The sequence below is a fragment of the Veillonella montpellierensis genome (assembly GCF_947090115.1).
Lineage (GTDB): Bacteria > Bacillota > Negativicutes > Veillonellales > Veillonellaceae > Veillonella > Veillonella montpellierensis.
This window is the reverse complement of the sequence record NZ_CAMUMS010000009.1, coordinates 1-23,729: the sequence shown is the minus strand read 5'-3', so window position 1 is coordinate 23,729 and position 23,729 is coordinate 1. Positions and strand designations below refer to the sequence as shown.

The window sequence follows — 23,729 nt, the reverse complement described above, 5'->3', positions numbered from 1 at the left end:
TTATAAATATCCCATAGGATCCACAGCATCGCCATTTACACGCACTTCAAAGTGAACATGCGGCCCTGTAGAGTTTCCTGTACTACCTGCGTATGCAATAACTTGACCTTTAGACACTGTTTGTCCTGCTGATACAGCCAATTCAGAATTATGACCATATAATGTAGATAGACCATTGCCATGATCTATAACAACGGCATAGCCATATCCGCCATACCATTCAGCGGCAATAACTGTACCACCATCGGCTGCATGAACTGGTGTTCCTTCATCCACACCAATATCAATACCGGAATGATAAATACGTGTTCCCCAAATAGGATGAATACGATATCCATACGGTGATGTAATTTCGCCGTTAACAGGCCAACTAAATGTGCCCGTACCTTGTACATAGCCAGCACTACCAGACCCCTGTGCAGAGGAAGCGGCTGCAGCACGTTCTTGTTGTCGTTGTTTGATCAATGCACTGATTTGTGCTGACGAAGCCTTTAATTCTTCAATCGCCGCCATAGCCGTAGCTTTATCATTTTGTGCTCGTTCTAAAACAGCATTTCGTTCCGCCTTTTTCTTTTCTATGAGTGCCTGTTTTGCTTGTGCATCTTTTTCTAATTCTACAATCTTTGCTTTATCAGCTTCTAATGTTTTCTTATGTTCCTCAATTTCTGCCCGTTCTTGCTTGATTGATTTTAATAAGTTAATATCAGAATCAATAATACGCTTTAAAATTTCTAAGCGATTCGCAAAATCACTAAAGTCTTTGGAACCAATCACAACATCTAAATAACTCAATCGACCATTAATATAAATATCGCGAACACGCTTATAGAATACAGCTTCACGACCTTTTAAACGCTTTTGTGCTTCTTCCATTTTTTTCTGTGTCACCGTAATTTCATTTTCAGTGGCTACACGTTGTTTTTGGATAGCAGCCAAGGCCGTCTTTGCTTGATTCAATTCTTCTTCAATGGCTTTTAACTGTTCAGACACCGTACCTATTACAGTTTCTGCATCTGCTTTTTTGCTATTTTGTGCATCCATTTGTTGTTGAATGCCTGTCAATTGATTGGTTAAGTCTTCATCGTCTGCATAAATGTAAAGAGGTGTCATAAGAATGGCCCCGCAAAGTGCCATTGCCACTAAGCGAGATGTAAGTTTACCTTGTTTCATGTGTACCCCTTTATCTATACTTTCATGTATTGTTTTAGAGATATCGTACTACCAATAGCTCCTACAACAATGCCCACGCCCAATAGAACGCCCATAAGTTGATAGAAGAATGGGTACATTGGAATCAATGGGAAAAAGGCTAATGATTCAGATACTTCTACGGTAATAAAATGGTAGAATTCCCATACGCAGGCAATGGCAATCAATCCACCGATAGCCCCTAACAGCATGCCTTCAATCAAAAATGGCCAACGAATAAAACTATTGGTAGCGCCTACATATTTCATAATCGCAATTTCTTTACGACGAGCAAATACGGTTAAACGAATCGTATTAGAGATAATAAATAAAGTTGCTGCTGCTAAGAAGGCGATTAGAATAATGCCCCCAATGCGGATAACTTGTGTAACTTTGAATAATTCTTCCACCACATCTTGTCCATAATGAGAACTTTCTACCCCAGGGAATTGAGCTACCATTTTAGCGGTAGTTTTTACATCTTCTGGATTTTCAAAGGTCAATACGTAGGAATTAGGTAATGGGTTAACACCATTTAAGGCATTGACGAGTTGTTGTTGATCACCTAAACGTTCTTTAAACTCTTTCATAGCTTCTTCTTTATTAACGAATTTAATTTCCTTAATTCGTGGAATTGCCTTAATCTTTTTGCCGACTGCCATAATTTGGTCTGTTGATAGATCGTCTTTCAAATAGATGCTAATTTGCACCTCATTTTCAAGACTGGCTGCCATATTATTTAGATTAACAACGCCACAAATAAATACGCCTAGCATAAATAATGATAATGCTACGGTAGAGATGGAAGCTAATGTCATAAGTCCATTTCGTTTCATCGACTTAATGGCTTCTTTAATAAAATAGTTACTTGTTCTAATTTTCATTGAATTCAGCACCTCTCAAATTATCACTAATAATACGGCCTTCACTCAATGCAATTACTCGTTTATTCAAATAGGTCACTAAGTCCATATTATGTGTCACCATTACCACTGTTGTACCTAGATTGTTAATTTCCTTAAACAAATCAACAATTTCTTTACTAGTAGCAGGATCGAGGTTACCTGTAGGTTCATCAGCAATTAATACTAATGGTTTATTCACAATCGCACGAGCTACTGCTACCCGTTGTTGTTCACCGCCGCTCAAATCTTCTGGCAAGTCGTCGGATTTATGTAACAATCCAACCATATCCAACACTTCATTTACCTTTTGTTTAATAATTGATGGTTTTTCCTCAATTACCTCTAACGCAAATGCCACATTTTCAAAGACCGTTTTATTAGGTAGTAAGCGAAAGTCTTGGAACACGATACCTAACTTGCGACGCAAGTAGGGTATCTTGCGTTTTTTGATACGACTCACATCAATATCATTAACCACAACTGTACCCGTATCAGGTAATACTTCATGGGATAAAAGTTTTATAAATGTAGACTTACCAGCGCCACTCGCCCCAACGATAAGTACAAATTCTCCCTTATCAATGTGAATGGATACATTGTCTAAAGCCAATGACCCATTATCATAGACTTTATTGACATTCTTAAATTCAATCATAGGTAACTTCCTTTTCTATTTTTTAGCAATAACAGCTTCTACAGCTGCTACAATATGTTCAGCAGTCAATCCATATTTTGCCATAAGTTCTTTCGGTGTGCCCGATTCGCCAAATGTATCTTGTACGCCAACGAATTGCATTGGTACTGGAGCTTCAGTTACTACTACTTCGGCAACGGCTGCACTAAGGCCTCCTATACGATTATGTTCTTCCGCAGTAACAATAGCACCTGTTTCACGAGCAGCTCGTATAATGGCTTCTTTATCAATTGGCTTAATGGAAGCCATATTAATAACGCGAACACTAATGTTTTTATTAGCTAATTGACGACTTGCTTCCATCGCTGGTCCAACTAAGGCGCCACAAGCAATAATAGTAGCCATAGTCCCATCTATTAATTGTTGACTTTTTCCTGGTACAAATTGATAATTATCTGGCGTTGTATCATCTACACTAGCACGACCAAGCCGTACATATACAGGTCCTTCATAGGTAGCCGCCCATCGAATCACAGATTCTGTTTCTTTTTCATCAGCAGGTACAACTACCGTCATATTAGGTAAAACTCGCATACAAGCAATGTCTTCTAAACTTTGATGTGTAGCCCCGTCTTCTCCTACGGTAATACCTGCGTGAGTGGCACAAATCTTCACGTTTAATTTAGGATAACATACGGCATTACGAATCTGCTCAAAAGCACGACCTGTGGCAAACATGGCAAACGACGATACAAATGGTACTTTGCCAGCTGCTGCCAAACCTGCGCCAACACTAATCAAATTTTGTTCGGCTATGCCCACATTAAAAAATCGTTCTGGAAATTCTTGTTTAAATACATCTGTTTTAGTGGATTTAGATAAATCAGCATCTAAAACAATAATATTGGTATTTTCTTTACCGATTTTTGCTAACGCCTGTCCATACGCTTCACGAGTTGCCTTTCCCATTATTCTGCCTCCAAAATTTCTTTCACAAATACTACAGCTTGTTCTTCACTTGGTGCTTTACCATGCCAACCAGCTTGACCTTCCATCTCAGAAATGCCTTTACCTTTTACAGTGTGCATAACGATAGCAGTTGGTTTCGTTGTACATGCTTTCGCTTTCTCTATGGCATCATGTAATTGTTCTATATCATGACCATTTACTTCTAACACATTCCACTGAAAGGCCGCAAATTTTTCTGGTATTGGTAATGGCGACAATACTTTCGTCACATCTCCATCAATTTGTAATCCATTAAAATCTATGAAAGCTGTTAAGTTATTAAGTTTATAATGACCTGCAAACATAGCCGCTTCCCACACTTGGCCTTCTTCTAATTCACCATCGCCTAAAATACTATATACACGATAGTTTGCATGGTCAATTTTACCAGCTAATGCCATACCACATGCCGCACTGATTCCTTGTCCTAAAGAACCAGTAGACATATCAACACCTGGTGTATGTTTCATATCGGGGTGTCCTTGTAACATATGATTGATTTTACGAAGATACAATAATTCTTCTTTAGGGAAAAAGCCTTTTTCTGCTAACGTAGCATATAAAGCAGGTGCTGCATGTCCTTTAGAAAGTACAAGCCTATCACGGTTGGGCATTTTTGGATGTTCTACATCTACATTCATTTCTTTAAAATATAGTAATGCCATAAGATCTGCAATAGATAAAGAGCCACCAGGATGACCGGATTTAGCTGCCGTAACAGCCTTTACAATACTAGCACGAATTTGTTTTGCTTTTTCTTGAACTAATTGTTTTTCTTCAACTGTTAGCATAGTCAAAGGACCTCCATTCTAAAATAGCTGTGATAGATACTTTTCTAATCTAATAACGACAATGCAATATGTGCAGTTTTTAATGACTCTTCTTGCAAAGTTTCAATCTGTTTAAAAGACTGCTCATATACCGATTTATCAAGTAATAATTGCTTCACCCGCTCCACTAATAAGGTTTCATCTAGCGAGTCTAACGTACCTATGGGGGCTTGTCCTATCATATCTAAAAAATTAATAATTTTAGGATCGTAGGAAATCCCCACTACTGGTTTTTTCATAAGCGATGCAAATACCAACGCATGTAATCTAACGCCAATCATCACATCTACACATCCAGACAACGCCAATAATTCTGTAGTTGTATAGGTTCTATCCAATAGTATCGGTCTATGTTTCATAAGTTCACTTATTTTCTGTGCTTCTAGAGTATCTTCTGGATGCGACATGGGAATAAAAAGAACCTCCGCATTCATTTCTTCTTGTAAAGTAGTCAAGGCCTTAGCTAATGAATGTCTATACCTCGTTGCCTGTTTCCACGAACGCACACTCACGCCAATACGATACTTTACACCTGATAAATTATACGCTTTCAACAAGCGTTTGCCAATCGTCGTATCTACTGCATGCATAGATAATACTGCATCTGCTGTAACTTTGATAGGTGGTTTGTGAACGCCTAACTCTAACAATTCGTCTTTCGATATTTGGTCGCGTACAGTAATCATCGTTACATGATTTAACACGTTTGCCACGGCCCTTTTCGCCAATTGTCTTGTGAGTGGTCCTATCCCCTGTGCATAAATCATAATCTTTTTATGCAATACAGTAGCAAGAAAAATAATACTTAAATAATAGTATAAGCTGCGGTGACTCGTTACGTCTTGCAACAGACTGCCACCGCCACTAATGAGCAAATCGCAAGACCATAAAGAGCGTATAATTGATAGCAACGAAAATCTGCCTATCGATGTAACACCATGTTTGGTGGCTGTATCTCTTGGATTACCTGAAATAACAGTAATTCTTGCATCGGGAATTACTTCTAATATAGCTTCTAAAATAGCAGATAACATAGCTTCATCGCCAGCATTCCCAAAGCCATAATAACCAGAAATCACAATTCTATTCATTATGAGACTCCTCTTTTTGATACCAGTGAATGCTATACATGATAAAGCGAATGACTATGATGGCGATAATACCAATCACAATACCCATCCACAAGCCATCCAAGCCACGCATAATAGACATATAAACAGGTGTCCGTATATGACAGAAAGTTTCTACCATAGACGCAATACCAATAACGCCAGCTACTGTAGCAATAAAATGTACGATAACCGGCCATTTTTGTAAGCATGCTACAACAGCGATAAGGAAAGCAGGATGTCCAATCAAAAATTCTTTTTCTCGTGGTCGTGCATATAAAGTGTTTTCCAAGAACCTTCTCAATGCCACTTCAATACCTGGCACAGGTACGCCAGCTGTATGTCCACTACGCCCCACAAAAATCCATGCAATACCAGCTAATATAGCTACCAAAACGAGTACATATAATTTAATATCTATGGTGAAAAATTCTACCAAAAATTTCTTACCTTCATCTACCGTAGTAATCGTATTACCTTTCCATAGTGGAAAGCGTTGTAAGAAAGCAATGGCGGTCAATATAATTGGTAACACAAATGTTAGTTTCACACCTCTAAAGATTGAAAACTCCATAAAAAATCTTGTATTACCTAGCATACCTGCAATGAACATACCACCAATAGCGGATAGACATGCAGCAACCACTAAATAAATGACCGCACGAATCGTTGCTTGTTTCCAACCACCTTGATATGAACTCTGTTTCTGTTTCATATGATCCATCGCAGCCGTAATCGCCACTACTGGAGCTGCCACTGCTGCTGCCAACGCCCATAATTGTGTAATCACCGTACCATTCGTGACTACATATAAAACCACAGATAGTAATAATAATGTACATAACAACACTACCTGTTGTCGTTGTCCGATAACAACTAACATAGACAACATGAATACAGATAAGGCAATCGATCCAGCCATAACAAGTACTACTAGAATAGGACTCGGATTATATGGTGGATATATAGATGGTGCACCAAAAACAAAGTCGCGTTCTTCTAACTTATCTTTCACCGTTTTCATATATCCAATACTCGTCGCTAAGGCAGTCTGATTGCCGACGCCCTCTTCGTAAATTGGATATAAATTAAAACGAATATTACGTTCAATATCACTAATATAAAACCATTGCGCTACTTCATTAGGCGATAACTTTTTCATTTCTTCTTTAGTAACAGTATACAGTCTACCTACACTATACTGATTACCTACGGCTAACTCATGAAACCCCATTTGTGGATCATACTGCAATTGATTAACAGCTTCAATTCCTACTACAGGAATTTGATGCTGTTGTAACAGTGTCTGCATCACATCTAAATGATTAGGATATCCTAATACTTCTTTACCAACAAACACAATCCCATCTATACGAGATAATCCGTCAATCCGTTTAAAGACTAACTCTACGTCACTTCGTGTTTCATTTTTAAAGTTCGATGGTCGCACCACCACATTAAAATCATGAGCAATCACTTCTTCCGCTTGCAAGCGAGAAATACTTAACTTCATTTTCTTCAATGAGTCAAAAGGTATTCCCTTAATTTCTATAACAGGACCATATACACTATTCAATATAACCACACGATTAGCCCCTAGTCGATGTTCTAGATCCTCGCGGATTTCTTTAAAATAGCCTTCTTTTCCTGCAACGGGGAATATATATGTGGCCCCATCAGCAACTTGAGCGCCAATAAACTCAACATGACTAGCATCGATGGCATTCATAACGCGTACTTGCCCTGCATCATTTGCTTTTTCTAACGTACGATCATAGATGGCCATTGCCGTAACGCCAGCCTCTTTCAAATCTTTAAAGGCCTCACTAGCTGGTCTTTTCTCATAGGAAGATGCACGAAGTACTGCATCATAGTCTACAATATTTTCAATATGATTTTGTGCATGTTCCAAATGATGACGCTCATACACAAGATATAACGCTGAAAGTAAGCCTATTACAATGATTAGGAATAGTATAGGCGAATATAGTTTTCGTCGTTTCTGAATATTTTTCACAACAATTCCTTCCTAGTTAGCACCTGGTGTAACAAATACATGAATTTCACCATTCTCTAACACAACCCGTTCGGCTTGTGCGGCGATAGGGAAATTCGAGAAATCATAAATCGCTACATCTTTTAATAAAGCTGAATTAAGTCCACCTACATTGATGCCATTAATCGCAAATCGTTGAGGCACAAAATAAAGTTGGTTTTCTTTGATTGCCAACACGCCCGCAATCGTAGCTTTTCCTCGCAAGAATCCACCTACATCAATATTGCCAGTCAATTCAATCGTATCATCATGTACAGTAACACGAGCATTATCTAGGCCTTTAACGGATGACTCCATGAACGATTCTAGATCTTGTGATGTAATCGTTCCTTCAATCTCACCAGTTCCTAGCCCCGTTAAGACTACGCGTTGCGATATAATAAGTTGAATCGGATCAACCGATGCATGGTTCACATGCACCCGCACTTCTGCAAAATTTAGCTTTCCTAATTTTGCATTTTCAAATTCACCTACAAACGAATCAATCTGTCCTGATGCCATTTTAATAGCTGGAGAAGATTGTATGTCTACATACCGTGACTCTGCATGTAGTTTATCTCCCAGTAAGGATTCCATTTGATGACTAACAAATGTTGGCAATACCACTTGTGCTATCGCTGTTACTATGGCTGCCACCACTACAAGAAAAACAATTAACTTTTTCATTTATCTTCTCCTCAATAGTAATTATACTATTAAATTAGCTTCTTTCTTTAAATAGCCTTCCATGAACATATCAAGATTGCCATCCATTACCGCTTGTATGTTACCTGTTTCTACACTAGTTCGATGATCTTTCACTAGATTGTACGGATGGAATACATAGGAACGGATTTGACTGCCCCATTCAATAGCTTGATAATTTCCGCCAATTTTAGCTTTTAACTCGGCTTGTTTTTCTAATTCAATTTCGAATAATTTAGCTCGCAATAATTTTAAACAAGTTTCTCTATTTTGCAACTGAGAGCGCTGTGTTTGGCATTGAACAACAATGCCTGTGGGTCTATGTGTCATACGCACCGCTGAGCTGGTCTTATTAATATGCTGTCCGCCTGCTCCGCTAGCACGAAATGTATCTACATCAACATCTTTCATATCAATATTAATATCTACTGTATCATCAATTTCAGGCATAACATCAACTGCTGCAAATGAAGTATGTCGTCGTGCAGCCGCGTCAAATGGAGAGATCCGTACCAATCGATGGACTCCTTTTTCTGATTTCAAATACCCAAAGGCATTTTCTCCTGACACCATGAAAGTAGCACTTTTAATCCCCGCTTCATCACCAGGTAGTTCATCCATCATGGTAACTGAAAAGCCTGCTTTTTCTGCCCATCGCAAGTACATTCGAATCAACATAGATACCCAATCTTGTGCTTCAGTACCACCAGCACCAGCATGGAATGTTAAAATGGCATTATTATGATCATATTCGCCACTTAACAATAATAATATCTCTTGTTTATCTACCAACTCTGCAATATGTTCAAGATGTAGAGAAATTTCTTTTTCCATCGATGGCTCATCTTCTTCAATCGCCATATCTAACATCAACTTTGCATCGTCAATATCATTAACCAATGTTTTATAATTATCTACTACCGTTTTCAACGCAGTCGCTTCTTGAGAAATTTCTTTAGCTTTTTCTGGATCATTCCAAAATTCAGGATCACTCATTTTTACATCTAATGTAAAAATTCTATCTTCTTTTTGAGCAATGTTAAAGTGAATCCCTCATTCCATAAATACGCTCCTCCAAATTGCCAATGACACCTTTTAAATCTTCTAACAATTGGTTCACCCACTTTCTATTTATCTTTTACTCAATACATTATCAACTTTAGCCGCATCATATCATGATACATACAGAAAATGGCACTTGCAAGAAGATGTTTCTCCTTGGCAATGTGCCATTCACACAAGTCTTAATCTATGTTTTGTGGCTCCAACACATCGTCATGGTGGGTCTGTGCATCATGTAAATAATCAACAGGTTTTTCTTCTTCTACGTTTTCAATAAATTGAGCACGAATACGGAATAAATACATAACTGTTTCGTCTTGAATTGATTCAATCATATTTTGGAACATGTCATAGGCTTCAAATTTATATTCCACCAATGGATTTTTTTGTCCATACGCACGAAGGCCAATACCTTCGCGTAACATATCCATATTATCTAAATGTTCCATCCATTTTCTATCCACAACGCGCAACATAATCGCTTTTTCTAGCTGGCGCATCATAGATTCACCGAGTAAAGATTCCCGTTCTTCATATTCTACATGAGCAATATCTAATAATTTTTCCTCTAATTCACCGCGGCCTAATTCTTCCATATGCGCAACAGTGAACGTTTTCGTATCAAGGAAATAATTGCTTAAATGCTTTGAAAGTCCTTCATAATCCCATTCTTCTGGATATAACTTTTCATCGGCAAACCGATCCATCGCTCCAAATACAATTTTATCAACCATTCCAATAATTGTATCCTTCAACGATTCATTTTGTAAAATCTTGTGACGTTGTTCATAAAGCACTTCACGCTGTTGATTCATAACATCGTCATATTCAAGAATTTGTTTACGAATTTCATAATTTCGATTTTCAACTTTTTTCTGGGCTTTTTCAATGGAGCGAGTAATCAAAGCATGTTCAATCGGTTCATCTTCTTCCATGCCCAATTTATCCATCATGCCCGCAATATTATCGGCGCCAAAAATACGCATCAAATCATCTTCTAAGGATAAGAAGAATTGTGAAGATCCTGGGTCGCCTTGACGACCGGAACGACCACGCAACTGATTATCGATGCGACGACTTTCATGTCGTTCTGTCCCTAAAATAGCCAAGCCCCCTAATTCAGGAACACCTTCACCTAAGGCAATATCGGTACCACGACCAGCCATATTAGTAGCAATGGTAACCATTCCTTTTTGTCCCGCTTGTGCAATAATTTCTGCTTCCTTTTCATGATGTTTTGCATTTAGCACATTATGTGGCACACCACTGCGTTTTAACATATCGCTCAGTTCTTCTGATTGAACGATAGAAGTAGTACCAATCAAAATTGGTTGTCCTGCTTTATGTCGTTTTACTGCATCACGTACAACGGCTCTATATTTAGCTGCTTTCGTTTTAAAGATTAAGTCTGGTAAATCAAGTCGTATTAATGGTTTATTAGACGGAATAGGCCACACTGCTAAACCATAGATATTACTAAATTCAGTTTCTTCAGTTTTAGCTGTCCCTGTCATGCCTGCTAATTTATCGTACATGCGAAAATAGTTTTGGAACGTAATCGATGCTAATGTTTGACTTTCCCGTTCTACTTTCAATCCTTCTTTTGCTTCAATGGCTTGATGCAATCCATCAGAGTAACGACGGCCAAACATCAATCGTCCTGTAAATTCATCTACGATAACTACTTCGCCATCTTTAACGACATAGTCTGTATCACGATGCATCATCGCATAAGCTCGTAAGGAACACCCTAATAAATGATTAAGCTCAAGATTTTCTTGATCATATAAGTTCTCAATGCCTAACATTTTTTCTACCTTCGCAATCCCTTTTTCTGTAGGCGCTATGGTTTTTTGTTTTTCATCAATTACATAATCTTCATCTTCGCCGGCTTTTAAACGAGGCACAATCTTAGCCAATGTGTAATAATTATCGGTAGACCGCTCACCTGGGCCAGAAATAATCAATGGCGTACGAGCTTCATCAATCAAGATAGAATCCACTTCATCCACAATGGCATAGTGCAATGGTCGTTGTACCATTTGGCTCACATCACTAACCATATTATCTCTCAAATAGTCAAAGCCAAATTCATTGTTGGTTCCATACGTAATATCTGCGGCATAGGCGATTTTACGCTGTTGATAATCCAAGTTAGATATAATCAAACCAGTTGATAGTCCCAAGAAATTATATAGTTTACCCATTTGTTCACAGTCACGAGATGCTAAGTAATCATTTACCGTAACCACATGAACACCTTTACCAGTCAAGGCATTTAAATATACAGGCAATGTGGCAACTAAGGTTTTACCTTCCCCAGTTCTCATTTCTGCAATATTGCCTTTATGTAATGTAATACCACCAATTAATTGGACATCGAAGTGTCTCATTCCCAATACGCGTTTAGAAGCTTCACGAACAACAGCAAACGCTTCTGGTAATAAGTCATCCAGTGTTTCCCCTTTTTCTAAACGCTCTTTAAATTCAGTTGTTTTAGCAACTAAAGAAGCATCACTCAATGCAATATATGTATTTTCTAGCGCATTAATTTCATCTACAATTTTACGCATCTTTTTTATTTCTTTAGCACTATTATTGCCTAACAGTTTTTCAATAAAACCGAACAAAAAAAATCAACTCCTTAATGAGTATAACGACATATGTATCTAATTAATTCTATCAAAAAAGCCTAGAATAGTCAAAACAAAGAAGCTGATTGATTAGGAATATATAGTATGTATTCCTAATCAACCAGCTATATCACAAATTTACTCTATGTATCTTATAATTCTGGCTCTAATAAACCATATTTACCATCATTACGACGGTATACAACATTCATAATTTCAGTTTCTGCATTAAAGAACATAAAGAAATTATGTCCTACTAAATTCATTTGCATAATCGCTTCTTCTACATCCATAGGACGCACTGCAAAATGTTTGCGTTTTACTACTTCTAACGAATCTTCTTCGATCGATGCATCACTAGCAGCGGCAATGAACGTCTTTTGTTTCTTAAAGCGTCTTGCTAAGCGCGTTTTATGTTTATGAATTTGTCGTACAATTTTATCCACTACCAAATCGATGGCTGCATACATATCATTATTTTTTTCAACGCCTCGCAAGACAACGCCCTCTACGAAGCAAGTCAATTCAATAACATTTTCACCTTTTATGCTAGATAACACCGCATTTACATCAAAAGGACCATCAAAATAACGCCCCAATTTATCGGCACGCTTTTCCACGTATTCCCGTAAAGCTACTGTAATTTCAATGTTTTTTCCTCGTACTGATACTTTCATAATAAACACCCTTTCTTTTATATATATGAGATTTCTCTCATTATTATAATGTTTATATATTATATATATTCTATAAGTAACTACTAAACTCCTCTTTTTTGTTTATATTTTTCATAGTTTCAGTGTAAATTCTTACATCACTGCCACTAACGATACTCTCTAACATACTATTGAATCTATGTTGATTGCCTTTAATTCTCCATATAGATGACTAGCAATTCTACTAAATTTCTCATACATATTCTTATAAGAATATATGTTAGTATCAGTAACCAATAATTTCTTTCCATATTAGTTGTATGAATCAATTCACTGTTCATTCCATATAGGAAAACGTCTGGCGAGAAACTATCTCACCAGACGTCTGATTGTAAGTATTATATTTATGCTTTAACTACGTTCGCAGCTTGAGGGCCACGATCACCGTCGATAATATCAAAATTAACTTCTTGACCTTCAGTTAAAGATTTGAATCCTTCATCTTGAATTGCAGAGAAATGAACGAATACATCGCCACCATCTTCTCTTTCAATAAATCCATATCCTTTTTCCGCACTAAACCATTTAACTTTACCTAACATGAAAATTCCTCCTAAAACTACACAATCATAATTACGATTGTAATTATAGATTCATATTATCATAGACAGTGATAAATATCAATCAAAATATATATGACTATCTGTTATAAGATTTTCGATAAAAATGATTGTGTCCGTTCATGTTTAGGATGGTCAAAAATTTCTGATGGCGTTCCTTCTTCTAGAATTTGTCCATCATCAACAAATAAAACCCGTGTAGCTACTTCTTTGGCAAATCCCATTTCATGCGTTACCACCACCATTGTCATACCTTCACGAGCCAAATTTTTCATAACATCTAGTACTTCATGAACCATTTCTGGATCTAGTGCCGATGTAGGCTCATCAAAAAGCATAACTTCTGGTTTCATTGCTAATGCACGGGCAATCGCCACACGTTGTTGTTGACCGCCAGATAAACTTTCAGGATATGCATCAGCCTTATCCGCTAAACCAACACGTTTCAATAGAGCTAACCCAGTTGCTTCTGCTTCCGCTTTAGGTATTTTTCTTACCTTTCGCTGTGCCAATGTTAAGTTATCCATAACGGTCATATGAGGGAACAAATTAAATCGTTGAAACACCATGCCCACTTCAGTACGCACTCGATTCAAATTGTTTTTATCATTAAGATTCAGCCCATCAACAAGAACATCTCCACTGGTAGGCACTTCTAAATAATTCATGCAGCGTAGTACTGTACTTTTCCCTGATCCGGAAGGGCCAATAATAACAACTACTTCGCCTTTTTCTACATGAAGATTAATTCCTTTTAATACTTCGTTTTTGCCAAAGTTTTTATGTATATTTTGTAATTTTATCATTTTATTTTATATTTCCTTTCAAGGTATCCTACTAATTGGCTAATCGTCATGGTCATAATTAAATAAATGATAGCTACGGTTGTCCAAATTTCAAAAGAACCATAGGTTTTGGCTATAATTAATTGACCTCGCCGTGTCAATTCTTCAAACCCAATGACAGAAACAAGAGAGGAATCTTTCAACATTGCAATAAACTCGTTCCCCAATGGTGGAATAATTCGTTTAAACGCTTGTGGCATGATAATATAACGCATTGTTTGCATCCAGTTAAGTCCTAAAGAGCGACCTGCTTCCATTTGTCCTTTATCAATCGATTGAATACCTGCGCGAAAGATTTCAGAGACATAGGCACCAGAATTAATACTACAAGCAGTCACCGCTGCTACAAAAGGATTAATCTTGGTATGAATAATCATAGGTAGTGCAAAATAAATCAAGAAAATTTGTACCAATAGTGGTGTACCACGAATAATATCTACATATAATTTAGCAAGTAATCGAACAAGTCTAAACTTAGATAAATTAGCTAATGAAGCAACCATCCCAATAAAGAAGCCACACCCTACGCTCATGGCCGTAATTTCCACTGTTACCAATGCGCCTTTCAACAAGAGTGGTAAATTATCAATAATTAATGACCAATCAAAATTCATACGCCGATCCCTATCTTTCTATTTACATCGTACAATCTTTAATAACTACCACACAAAGGAGTAGCTTTATTCACTAAATCATTATATATTGTATGAATATACAAGTCAACAACTTATATCATCACTTTAGTATAACCAGATTTCATAGGAAGTAACTATCAATCACTCTGTTTACATATATTTTATCACCATCATAAAGATTTAATTTATATGCAACTTTTATCATGAATCGTATCATAAATATATACCGATACTACCTAACGATTAAGCACTGCATCTACCACACATTTGTATAGGCTCCATACTACGCATACGATGCAGCTACCCTCTCATTTTCTAGAATCATATATGTACCACCTAAAAGTGTATGCATATACACGTACAAGAAATGATTCACAAACTATGAGTAGACTCATACTATAAAATCCTTCTCACTGAGTAAAGTAACACCATTTCTTCAGTCATATCACCATAATCTATATACTTTTAAATGATTGACCCAATACATAAAAATGGCACACGAGAAAATTCTCATGTGCCTTCTATACGACTGACCTGGTTTTTGCCCCCACACTCGCCTGCTGGGAGGTTCGCTCATAAGTCTATTGCTCCCCACTACTGCTCCTCTCGGTTATTCCGGCAGGACTTACATCTAAGACGCACCATGCTCACAAGTCATTCACTTGCTTATGTGGATCGTTTTGCCTGCGTCTGGCATCGACTTTCAACCACAGACTCGTATGCACATATTATATGTAATAAAAAGTTCTTTGTCTATGTATATGTAATATTTTTATGCACACGCCTATATGCTCATCTATTGATTCTTTGCCATCAATCATATTTTTCTTATGAAGAATAAATCACATTTTTATATACTATATCATTATATACTAATCGTTCCCTTTGTATATCACGAAAGTTAATTATGTATCTCTTATCAAAGGATGAGTACACAAAAATATAATAAAAATCACCTAGAAAAAATCTAGGTGATAAAAATTGAATTCATATATGTGGCGGAGAGGGTGGGATTCGAACCCACGGTACGTTGCCGTATCACTGGTTTTCAAGACCAGCTCCTTAAACCGCTCGGACACCTCTCCAAAACTATATGTATTTTATCAAAAATTTTAGTCTTTAGCAAGCTTTTTATAAGTAGGTTTCTACTTGATAGAAGGTCCGTCACATAAAGTATCCACTCACCATACATAGATATAGTCAATCTGCTATGCACAATTCTCTACCTATCAACGATTGGACGTTACCAGATATCGCGCCTATGATAGCGTGCGTGTACTATACATCACTGTCCCTAGAAAAAGTAATCGTACTAAATTCCCCCATGACGTACCATGCAAAATAACTACAACACCACGCACAGAAAAGAAGTCACGCATATACTAATGTACTACGTATAGAAAGGAAATCATTGGGCGGAACTGCTCCCCTTACAGGTACCCTATTTGCGATACGTTTGCAACCATTTTTCTAACCCTTTATACACAACGAAAATCAAGGCTACTTCTAAAGGAAAACAAATAATATTTTTAATCAATCGACTCATAAATATAGCCGATATGGCTTTATTATAATAAATTACAAGCCACAATGTATTTAACCCCAAATGTAAACACACAGTTACTATCAATTCGGGAATGCAAATGCGACGTATCGTAATAGGTCGATTGTATAACCAATAACCGTAGACACATCCCACCAAAAATTCTGTTACCATAAACCCTGGGAAAAATACACCTCGTCCAAACAGTGTCATTCCAATCAAACACGCAATGGCTGCCATAATGCCTGCACGAATTGGTCCGTACATGATTGCAAATATAGCCGTTGGTATAAAACCAAATGTAATATGTACAAAGGTTGTATGAATTGCCAATATATATGACATAATAACTGTCAATGCTACAAATAAACCCGTTCTTGCTAATTCTTTAATCCCTCTATTTGTCATCATAATTCCTTTCACTGCAAAGGTCTAGAAATATTCCATAATGGAAAATGACCCCTCTATAAACACACGCCTCATATTCCTTATTGGGCTAGTATTATCAGCCTTTTCACAAGAAGACTTGAAAATACTTTTCTATTATACAAAATACTATATACTATGTCTACTCACTATGAACGTTACTAACCTTCACAAGTATGCCAATATAATATATTGTATGTCTTCTACACATAGCCCAATATGTTCTTCCTCTACTCACAATTCTCTATACCTTCTAATTGCCTATTTTTCGCATATATCTGTATCAACATAAATATTTCAAAAAAATTTGATATACCCCCTTTACAAATTTTAAATTTAATATATAATAGAAGTATAGACGATACCCATACGGGTATATGTTAATAATTAAAAGTTAATTTTATTTTATTTATACTAGGAGGTATATTATTATGGCATCTTGTGGAGAAATGAAAAAAGGTCAAGTGTACGTTTGTGCAGATTGTGGTTTTGAAATCGAAGTAATTAAAGAATGTACTTGCGATCATGATAGCGCTTGTCAACCAAACCATGATCACTGCTGCGACTTCCAATGCTGTGGTCAACCAATGAAATTAAAATAATCATTCTATACATACATGCAAACAGAAACAGCCCCCCGTGTACTCCTATCCACGGGGGGCTGTTAGTATTATAAACTAGGTCTATATAATTTCCATCCATGCCCTACTAGCATGAATGAATCTCTATCACGCTAGTAAGAAGCAATACTGGTATACATCTACGCTAGTATACATCCATCCTAAAACAAATCTTTTTTCCACATAACAACAATAGCTATCGCCATAGCCACCACAGCAATTAAAATAATTTCAAGGAATCCATATATATCATGTTGAAAAGGGAGCCCTACATTAGTACCCCACAAACTAAAAATAATCGTTGGTACTGCTAATGTAATCGTTAAGGCTGCCAACATTTTCATGACATTATTTACATTATTAGAAATAATGGATGTAAACGCATTCATCATGTTCATTAAAATATTAGAATACATTTCTACCATTTCCATAGCCTGCTTGTTTTCGATAATAACATCTTCCAGCAAATCTTCATCTTCCTCATACATTTTGAGCAAATGTGTTAATGCCGTATGCCGCCGCATGCGGAGCAATCGTTCCATCACAGTTCCATTTGTGCGTAAGGCTGATGAAAAATAGGTCATGGATTTTTGCAATTCTAACAACTGGAAGAAATCTTTGTTTTTAGTCGTATGACGTAATTGTATTTCAATATCATCCGTACGTCGATTAATTTGTTGCAAATAACGCAAAAACAATACTGCTGTACGATATAAAACTTGAAATAAAAATCGTGTCTTTTTATACGTATAAAATGTAGAAACTTGATTATTAATAAATGGATATAGTACATCCGATTCTTCTAAACAAACAGTAATAATAAAATCTGGAGTTAAAAATATACCTAATGGCACCGTATCATATTCATCATTACCGCGCAAAGCAGGAATATTAATAACAACAAATATATAATTATCTTCGATCTCAACGTGAGAACGTTCTTCCATATCTAAGGCTGTTTTTAATACGTCTGTCGGAATTTCTGTAAGGATATTGATTAATGCTAACTCATCGGGGTCTGGGTTCACCAAATTAACCCAAGATCCTTTTGTTGCATCAGCAACGGTTGTATCAGAAACTAGTTCTTCATCTACATGTTTATATACCGTAAGCATATCGCACCTCCTCATTCATCTATATCTATTGAATTATACCCCATTTCATTACACTTTTACAAGATATAATGATATATTACTGTAAAGAACTAGTTTATTAAAATGTAATAAAACTAGGTAAAATAACCTACTGCAAAAATCCAATATATAAAATTCATTTACTAACTATGCGGTAGTTAACGTCTTGCTGTAGTGGCAATTGCCGCTTTTAACTTTCTAAGCTACCTATGCGGTAGTTAACTTTAAAATTGCCGAGGGGAGAAACCGCTAAATTTTCTAAGCTACCTATGCAGCAGTTAACCTCTATTAACCCAATACGAACATTTCTTATTGTTTCTAAGCTACCTATTAATAAAATATAATTAGTTTTTGCCATCATAAGAAAAGGACTACCATATTCGATATTCCTTACTAGAAACACGATTTTTCTAATCTCCCAAATCGTTCCATGCCCGCACGTGTTACAAGCCACATTCTACCTAACTTTCTGCACTCTTCATTTAATATCAATCGTGGTGGACGTTCTTTCTCCCGTAATAGCCCCTTCACTGTACTAGTTGACAGATTACACCGCTCTCCAGCTTCTTCTGTTGTCATACTATCTTCTATTTTCATTTTTTCATAACCTTTATAACTACCAGCAACACTAATATAGTTGCTAATACACCTATTACAATTGATAAAACAAGTAAGCCTTACATATTGCCTCCTTATATTTAAAATATTATAAAAAAGGTGGAAGGTCTTTCACTTTCCTCGCTTTTATCTTTTTTAATCGCCTTGAAAGCAAGCATTGCAACGGTCAAATTGATTATGCTTGTAATCATGGCATTATTTCTATTACTAACTCCATTTTACAAATAAAACAGAGGAGCGTTGATACGATTGATCAACGCTCCTCTACGGTATTAGAGCTATATCATATAGTAAATTTTCTAGAACTAGTTACTCAATGTAATCACATCGATATGCTATATCAACCACAAATATGTGGCTTGGCAAGCACAAGTACACTACGAAGGTAGTTATTTTTTGTATAAAATACGAACTGAATTCAAGATACAAAGGATTGATACACCTGTATCACCAAATACAGCCCACCACATAGATGCATAACCAGCCAAACCTAATGCCATGATAATAATTTTAATAGCGATTGCAAACGCAACATTTTGCCATGCTATACGTACTGTATGTTTTGAAATCCCCATAACATCAGAAATCGCACTTAATGACGATCTCATAAATACCACATCAGAAGCCTCAATCGCTGCATCGGCACCAGAACCCATAGCCCCACCTACATCAGCACCAGCCAATACAGGCGCATCATTGATACCGTCACCAACAAACATAGTTTCTCCATATTGTTGACGAATTTCTTTAACTGCTGATAATTTGTCTTGTGGTAATAATTGCGCTTTTACAGCGGAAATGCCAATTTGGGAAGCAATATAATCTGCACTTCGTTGATTATCGCCAGTTAACATAACGCTTTCAATACCTTTAGATTTCAACGTGCGAATTGCCTCTGCCGAATCTTCACGAAGGCTATCAGCAATGCGAATATTGCCTATGTATTGACCATCTACACCAACCAACACTTCACTGCAATACGGTGCTAATTCGCTAGGATGATTTGCTACTTGATAACGTTCCATCAAACGCACATTACCAACGCATACTTGTTTACCATCAACTATACCAACCAGACCTTCTCCAGGAATTTCTTCAGTATCGGTCGCTTTGCTAATAAAAATATTACGATCTTTTGCCGCTTTTGTAACACTAATCGCAATAGGGTGATTAGAAATGACTTCCAAGGCGGCTGCATAGGTTAATACTTTTAATTCATCTGATTCTGGTACAGGATTAATTGACTGTACTGCAAATTCACCAGTTGTAATCGTACCAGTTTTATCTAATGCTACCGCTTTAATATTTGATAGGGCTTCAATCACTAAGCCACCTTTTAATAAAATACCTCGTTTTGATGCCGCCCCAATACCCGAGAAAAAGGCCAATGGTACGCTTAATACCAATGCACAAGGGCAACTAATAACCAAGAATGTCAAGGCTGTATAAATCCAATGATCCCACGTACCGAATCCCAATAGTGGAGGAATGATTCCTGTAATTAATGCAACTACTACAACAATTGGCGTATATACACGGGCAAAGCGAGTAATAAATCTATCAATCTTAGGCTTAGAGGCTGCCGCATTTTCTACAGAATCTAAAATTTTAGTAACCATTGAGTCATTCAATGCATTATCGACGCGCAATACAATGCGACCAGATTCATTAACACACCCTGACAATAATGAGGTTCCTGGTTCAGCAGCGATTGGTACCGGTTCTCCTGTAACTGGCGCCGTATTAACACGAGTCGTTCCTTCTATGATTGTTCCATCCAATGGAATTAAATCGCCAGGACGGACTTCGATAATTTGTCCTACTTCCACTTCTTCTGGATTCACAATCACTACATTTCCAGCATCTGTTAACACGCGTACTTCTTGTGGACGCATGTCAACGGCAGTCATAATTTCATTACGACTCCGTTCTGTAGCACGGTGTTCAAACATTTCACCAATACGATAAAAGAAGATAACACCCACCGCTTCTGGAAATTCGCCAATCAATAGAGCCCCTATCGTTGCAATCCCCATGAGCAAGTTTTCGTCAAAAATTTGACCTCGACCGATATTCTTAATGGCTGTCCACAATATTTTATAGGCCAAAATAATATAGGTAATAACGAGTATAATATCTTCCAACTGTTTAGGAAGTGCCCAAGCTGAAACAAATTCTGTAATTGATACAAAGAGTAGGATAATACCACCAATGATAAGTGTCCATAGACCATCGTCACTTTTTTTAGTCTCTTGTCGATTCTTTTCTGTTTCCGCTTTCGTAAGTCGTTTATAAGCTTCTACTGTCACGCCTTCTTCTATGGCATCGCAGATACCTTGTAATTCCACACACAACATCGAGGTAGTGTGATTCGATGTCAACCGTAATTGTTGCGTACTAAAGGCATACGTCACATCACTTACATGGGGTAATGTTTTAATTTTTTCTTCAATTTTACCGGCACAATTGGCACAAGTAAGCCCTTTCAATAAAAAAGTGTGTTCCTTCTTGTCTTCCCCTATTGCCTTACGGCGAAACGGTTTTACTGTAACCCCTTCTTCTATGGCATCACAAATGCTTTGAAATTTACTGGTTAGTTCTTCCATGTTTTCTATATCAGTAACAATATGCATTTTTTGTGTACCCACTGAATAGTTGGCCTCTTGAATGCCTTCCATCTGGCGAATGCGGTCTTCAATTTTAGCAGCACAATTAGCACAGGTAAGCCCTTCCATTAGATAAACTTGCTTCATGTTTGTATATCTCCTTTGATATATGATAAAATCATTTCTATCTACTATATAATACACATCTTGTACTATATAATCATTACTTCTGCATGCAATCACTCTTCATTATTAACATATGAATAACCATTCATATGTTAATAATATAGCAATTTATCTAATTCGTCAAGAGCATTGTATAAAATATATACAATCTATCAATCAGACACAGCACACACCGATAGAAAATTCATATCTATACTATCACTTTTACTGCAAACTTTCAATACATCTAGTAAAATTGTAGGAATTATATATAGCAATGTATCTAATTCGTCAACGTCATCATATACACGGCAACATCTATCACACACCATGCTCGTACGTTTACAAATACATTATTATACTCTCTCCTTTTACTGTACGTGTTCCATGCCTCTATTACCATTATAGAAAGTATATAGGTAATGTATCTACTTCACCAACGTCATCGTATACACTATATACATCTATCAAGCACACATGTGAACACACTTGTAAAAAACTTATTTATAGTCACTTCTTTTACTATAACCCCTCAATACATTGAACAATATTATAGAAAATATCGTGTATGAAAGCAAAAAAAAGCTACTATGAACCAAGTACTTGGTCCATAGTAGCTTTTTTGTATGAGGAGTGTATTTAAACAATCATATAGAAATATACTAATTAATTATAATTTGCCCACTAAATCCAAACCAGGTTTTAATGTATCTTCCCCTTTTTTCCATTTAGCTGGGCAAACACGATCGCCATGTTCAGCTACGAATTGAGCGGCGTCTACTTTACGCACTAATTCATCAGCAGAACGACCAATCGGCATATCATGAATTTCAGCTGTTACAACTTCACCTTCTGGATTAATGACAAACGATCCGCGATATGCACGACCTTCTGCTTCACAGAAGCAACCAAAGAAATCAGCTAATTCATGACGTTGGTCTGAAATCATAGGGTATTGAATTTTCGCAATATTAGGAGATGCATCAGCCCATGCTTTATGGACAAATTCAGAATCTACTGATACGGAATACACTTCAACACCACGTTCTTGTAAATAAGCGTATTTAGTTTGTAAATCTTCTAATTCTGTAGGGCAAACAAATGTAAAATCTGCAGGATAAAAGCAGAATACAGCCCACTTACCAATAATATCAGCTTTTGTTACTGTTTCAATATTCGGATTTCTAAATGCTTGTACGGAAAATTCCGGAATTTCTTTACCAATAATTGACATACTTGATACCTCACTATACTATCATCTAATGATTAAAATTCTTTATAATGAAAATATTTTTCATTTACAATTACATAATACACTATATCGATAAATTTAGCAAGTAATTAGTAATAATTTTTATTCTTATTAATGTATCTTCATCACTTGGTACTCTGTCCCCCAATTTTCGTACTTCACTACCAGATTACAAGTAACATCATCACTTATCTCTTTCGCTTCGTCAAACGACAAACCAACGATGCACCTGCTATCGTTGTTCTATAAAGCAATGGCTATCTGCTTATCTATAATAACCTTATGGTAGATATTCTATTTTCATTGGTCACACAACAATAATCTAGTGGCACAGTCTATTTCTATCGAGCAAAATCACCATTTATATACGATTACTTCATTACTCATATAAAAATAAATCCTCATACATCGATAGAAACTATATCCCTATCCTATTTAAATCATACCCACCCGTAGAACGGGTGGTTTGCTCTGACCCTATAAGGGTCTTTCTCTAGTGGT

21 protein-coding genes and 1 tRNA gene are annotated in these 23,729 nt (G+C 36.7%); 1 reads left to right on the top strand and 21 read right to left on the bottom strand.

Translation table 11 applies throughout. The features are described from left to right. From P6940_RS05740 to P6940_RS05665, 16 genes are all read right to left on the bottom strand, one after another. On the bottom strand, window positions 1–1,170 hold the full coding sequence (locus P6940_RS05740; RefSeq protein ID WP_028257438.1) for a murein hydrolase activator EnvC family protein: 1,170 nt from the start codon (window positions 1,168–1,170) through the stop codon (window positions 1–3). A gap of 14 nt (window positions 1,171–1,184) precedes the next feature. After that, entirely contained in the window at window positions 1,185–2,072 is an 888-nt protein-coding gene (gene ftsX, locus P6940_RS05735) for a permease-like cell division protein FtsX (protein WP_028257437.1), read from the bottom strand. Then, window positions 2,062–2,748, bottom strand: coding sequence for a cell division ATP-binding protein FtsE (gene ftsE, locus P6940_RS05730; RefSeq protein WP_028257436.1), 687 nt, complete (start codon window positions 2,746–2,748; stop codon window positions 2,062–2,064). Before ftsE ends, ftsX begins: the two co-directional genes overlap by 11 nt. 15 nt (window positions 2,749–2,763) lie before the next feature. Next, window positions 2,764–3,696, bottom strand: a complete 933-nt coding sequence (locus tag P6940_RS05725; protein WP_277293468.1) for a transketolase family protein — start codon at window positions 3,694–3,696, stop codon at window positions 2,764–2,766. Next, entirely contained in the window at window positions 3,696–4,526 is an 831-nt protein-coding gene (locus P6940_RS05720; protein ID WP_038152460.1) for a transketolase, read from the bottom strand. Before P6940_RS05720 ends, P6940_RS05725 begins: the two co-directional genes overlap by 1 nt. A gap of 44 nt (window positions 4,527–4,570) precedes the next feature. Further along, the gene (csaB, locus tag P6940_RS05715; RefSeq protein ID WP_038152463.1) at window positions 4,571–5,656 is read right to left on the bottom strand and encodes a polysaccharide pyruvyl transferase CsaB; all 1,086 of its coding nucleotides are present in this window, start codon (window positions 5,654–5,656) and stop codon (window positions 4,571–4,573) included. After that, window positions 5,649–7,691 carry a DUF5693 family protein gene (locus tag P6940_RS05710; protein WP_038152465.1) on the bottom strand — a complete coding sequence of 681 codons (2,043 nt, stop codon included), beginning with the start codon at window positions 7,689–7,691 and terminating at the stop codon, window positions 5,649–5,651. The genes csaB and P6940_RS05710 overlap by 8 nt, the downstream gene beginning before the upstream one ends. A gap of 12 nt (window positions 7,692–7,703) precedes the next feature. After that, window positions 7,704–8,396, bottom strand: a complete 693-nt coding sequence (locus tag P6940_RS05705) for an LmeA family phospholipid-binding protein (RefSeq protein WP_028257431.1) — start codon at window positions 8,394–8,396, stop codon at window positions 7,704–7,706. A gap of 21 nt (window positions 8,397–8,417) precedes the next feature. Further along, window positions 8,418–9,525 (bottom strand): peptide chain release factor 2 gene (gene prfB / locus P6940_RS05700; protein WP_277293494.1). Its coding sequence is split into 2 segments (ribosomal slippage): window positions 8,418–9,467 and window positions 9,469–9,525, totalling 1,107 coding nucleotides; the frame shifts between segments, so codons are not numbered across the junction. Window positions 9,526–9,658: 133 nt separating this feature from the next. After that, window positions 9,659–12,049 (bottom strand): preprotein translocase subunit SecA, encoded by a 2,391-nt coding sequence (gene secA, locus P6940_RS05695; protein WP_423839121.1) that lies wholly within the window; start codon window positions 12,047–12,049, stop codon window positions 9,659–9,661. A 212-nt stretch (window positions 12,050–12,261) separates the two neighbouring features. Beyond that, window positions 12,262–12,786 (bottom strand): ribosome hibernation-promoting factor, HPF/YfiA family, encoded by a 525-nt coding sequence (hpf, locus tag P6940_RS05690; protein WP_277288435.1) that lies wholly within the window; start codon window positions 12,784–12,786, stop codon window positions 12,262–12,264. Window positions 12,787–13,169: 383 nt separating this feature from the next. Continuing rightward, on the bottom strand, window positions 13,170–13,367 hold the full coding sequence (locus P6940_RS05685; protein ID WP_038152473.1) for a cold shock domain-containing protein: 198 nt from the start codon (window positions 13,365–13,367) through the stop codon (window positions 13,170–13,172). A gap of 104 nt (window positions 13,368–13,471) precedes the next feature. Beyond that, a complete protein-coding gene (locus P6940_RS05680) occupies window positions 13,472–14,191 on the bottom strand; it encodes an amino acid ABC transporter ATP-binding protein (protein ID WP_038152474.1) in 720 nt (239 codons plus the stop codon). Beyond that, window positions 14,188–14,844: an amino acid ABC transporter permease gene (locus P6940_RS05675; RefSeq protein ID WP_028257425.1), complete on the bottom strand. Its 657-nt coding sequence runs from the start codon at window positions 14,842–14,844 to the stop codon at window positions 14,188–14,190. The genes P6940_RS05680 and P6940_RS05675 overlap by 4 nt, the downstream gene beginning before the upstream one ends. A gap of 1,017 nt (window positions 14,845–15,861) precedes the next feature. Continuing rightward, a tRNA-Ser gene (locus P6940_RS05670) sits at window positions 15,862–15,950 on the bottom strand. Window positions 15,951–16,306: 356 nt separating this feature from the next. Beyond that, window positions 16,307–16,819 carry a folate family ECF transporter S component gene (locus tag P6940_RS05665; protein ID WP_028257424.1) on the bottom strand — a complete coding sequence of 171 codons (513 nt, stop codon included), beginning with the start codon at window positions 16,817–16,819 and terminating at the stop codon, window positions 16,307–16,309. A gap of 446 nt (window positions 16,820–17,265) precedes the next feature. Here P6940_RS05665 and P6940_RS05660 point away from each other — a divergent pair, with 446 nt between their 5' ends. After that, on the top strand, window positions 17,266–17,436 hold the full coding sequence (locus P6940_RS05660; protein ID WP_169712403.1) for a hypothetical protein: 171 nt from the start codon (window positions 17,266–17,268) through the stop codon (window positions 17,434–17,436). A gap of 179 nt (window positions 17,437–17,615) precedes the next feature. Here the strand turns inward: P6940_RS05660 and P6940_RS05655 are convergent, their stop codons facing one another. The 5 genes from P6940_RS05655 to ahpC form a co-directional block, all read right to left on the bottom strand. Next, window positions 17,616–18,569, bottom strand: coding sequence for a magnesium transporter CorA family protein (locus P6940_RS05655; protein WP_028257423.1), 954 nt, complete (start codon window positions 18,567–18,569; stop codon window positions 17,616–17,618). Window positions 18,570–18,777: 208 nt separating this feature from the next. Further along, on the bottom strand, window positions 18,778–18,948 hold the full coding sequence (locus P6940_RS05650; RefSeq protein ID WP_277293466.1) for a hypothetical protein: 171 nt from the start codon (window positions 18,946–18,948) through the stop codon (window positions 18,778–18,780). Window positions 18,949–18,980: 32 nt separating this feature from the next. Beyond that, window positions 18,981–19,184 carry a helix-turn-helix domain-containing protein gene (locus P6940_RS05645; protein WP_277293465.1) on the bottom strand — a complete coding sequence of 68 codons (204 nt, stop codon included), beginning with the start codon at window positions 19,182–19,184 and terminating at the stop codon, window positions 18,981–18,983. 410 nt (window positions 19,185–19,594) lie between these two features. Continuing rightward, window positions 19,595–21,958: a heavy metal translocating P-type ATPase gene (locus tag P6940_RS05640; RefSeq protein WP_277293464.1), complete on the bottom strand. Its 2,364-nt coding sequence runs from the start codon at window positions 21,956–21,958 to the stop codon at window positions 19,595–19,597. Between the two features lie 688 nt (window positions 21,959–22,646). After that, complete coding sequence (ahpC, locus tag P6940_RS05635; RefSeq protein ID WP_277293463.1) at window positions 22,647–23,210, bottom strand: alkyl hydroperoxide reductase subunit C; 564 nt, start codon at window positions 23,208–23,210, stop codon at window positions 22,647–22,649. Window positions 23,211–23,729: the final 519 nt, after the last annotated feature.

Excerpts from the sequence above, each read along its gene's own strand:
- P6940_RS05740 (WP_028257438.1), bottom strand. The coding sequence starts at position 1,170 with ATGAAACAAGGTAAACTTACATCTCGCTTAGTGGCAATGGCACTTTGC.
- ftsX (WP_028257437.1), bottom strand. The coding sequence starts at position 2,072 with ATGAAAATTAGAACAAGTAACTATTTTATTAAAGAAGCCATTAAGTCG.
- ftsE (WP_028257436.1), bottom strand. The coding sequence starts at position 2,748 with ATGATTGAATTTAAGAATGTCAATAAAGTCTATGATAATGGGTCATTG.
- P6940_RS05725 (WP_277293468.1), bottom strand. The coding sequence starts at position 3,696 with ATGGGAAAGGCAACTCGTGAAGCGTATGGACAGGCGTTAGCAAAAATC.
- P6940_RS05720 (WP_038152460.1), bottom strand. The coding sequence starts at position 4,526 with ATGCTAACAGTTGAAGAAAAACAATTAGTTCAAGAAAAAGCAAAACAA.
- csaB (WP_038152463.1), bottom strand. The coding sequence starts at position 5,656 with ATGAATAGAATTGTGATTTCTGGTTATTATGGCTTTGGGAATGCTGGC.
- P6940_RS05705 (WP_028257431.1), bottom strand. The coding sequence starts at position 8,396 with ATGAAAAAGTTAATTGTTTTTCTTGTAGTGGTGGCAGCCATAGTAACA.
- secA (WP_423839121.1), bottom strand. The coding sequence starts at position 12,049 with ATGCGTAAAATTGTAGATGAAATTAATGCGCTAGAAAATACATATATT.
- hpf (WP_277288435.1), bottom strand. The coding sequence starts at position 12,786 with ATGAAAGTATCAGTACGAGGAAAAAACATTGAAATTACAGTAGCTTTA.
- P6940_RS05685 (WP_038152473.1), bottom strand. The coding sequence starts at position 13,367 with ATGTTAGGTAAAGTTAAATGGTTTAGTGCGGAAAAAGGATATGGATTT.
- P6940_RS05680 (WP_038152474.1), bottom strand. The coding sequence starts at position 14,191 with ATGATAAAATTACAAAATATACATAAAAACTTTGGCAAAAACGAAGTA.
- P6940_RS05675 (WP_028257425.1), bottom strand. The coding sequence starts at position 14,844 with ATGAATTTTGATTGGTCATTAATTATTGATAATTTACCACTCTTGTTG.
- P6940_RS05665 (WP_028257424.1), bottom strand. The coding sequence starts at position 16,819 with ATGATGACAAATAGAGGGATTAAAGAATTAGCAAGAACGGGTTTATTT.
- P6940_RS05660 (WP_169712403.1), top strand. The coding sequence starts at position 17,266 with ATGGCATCTTGTGGAGAAATGAAAAAAGGTCAAGTGTACGTTTGTGCA.
- P6940_RS05655 (WP_028257423.1), bottom strand. The coding sequence starts at position 18,569 with ATGCTTACGGTATATAAACATGTAGATGAAGAACTAGTTTCTGATACA.
- P6940_RS05650 (WP_277293466.1), bottom strand. The coding sequence starts at position 18,948 with ATGATGGCAAAAACTAATTATATTTTATTAATAGGTAGCTTAGAAACA.
- P6940_RS05645 (WP_277293465.1), bottom strand. The coding sequence starts at position 19,184 with ATGAAAATAGAAGATAGTATGACAACAGAAGAAGCTGGAGAGCGGTGT.
- P6940_RS05640 (WP_277293464.1), bottom strand. The coding sequence starts at position 21,958 with ATGAAGCAAGTTTATCTAATGGAAGGGCTTACCTGTGCTAATTGTGCT.
- ahpC (WP_277293463.1), bottom strand. The coding sequence starts at position 23,210 with ATGTCAATTATTGGTAAAGAAATTCCGGAATTTTCCGTACAAGCATTT.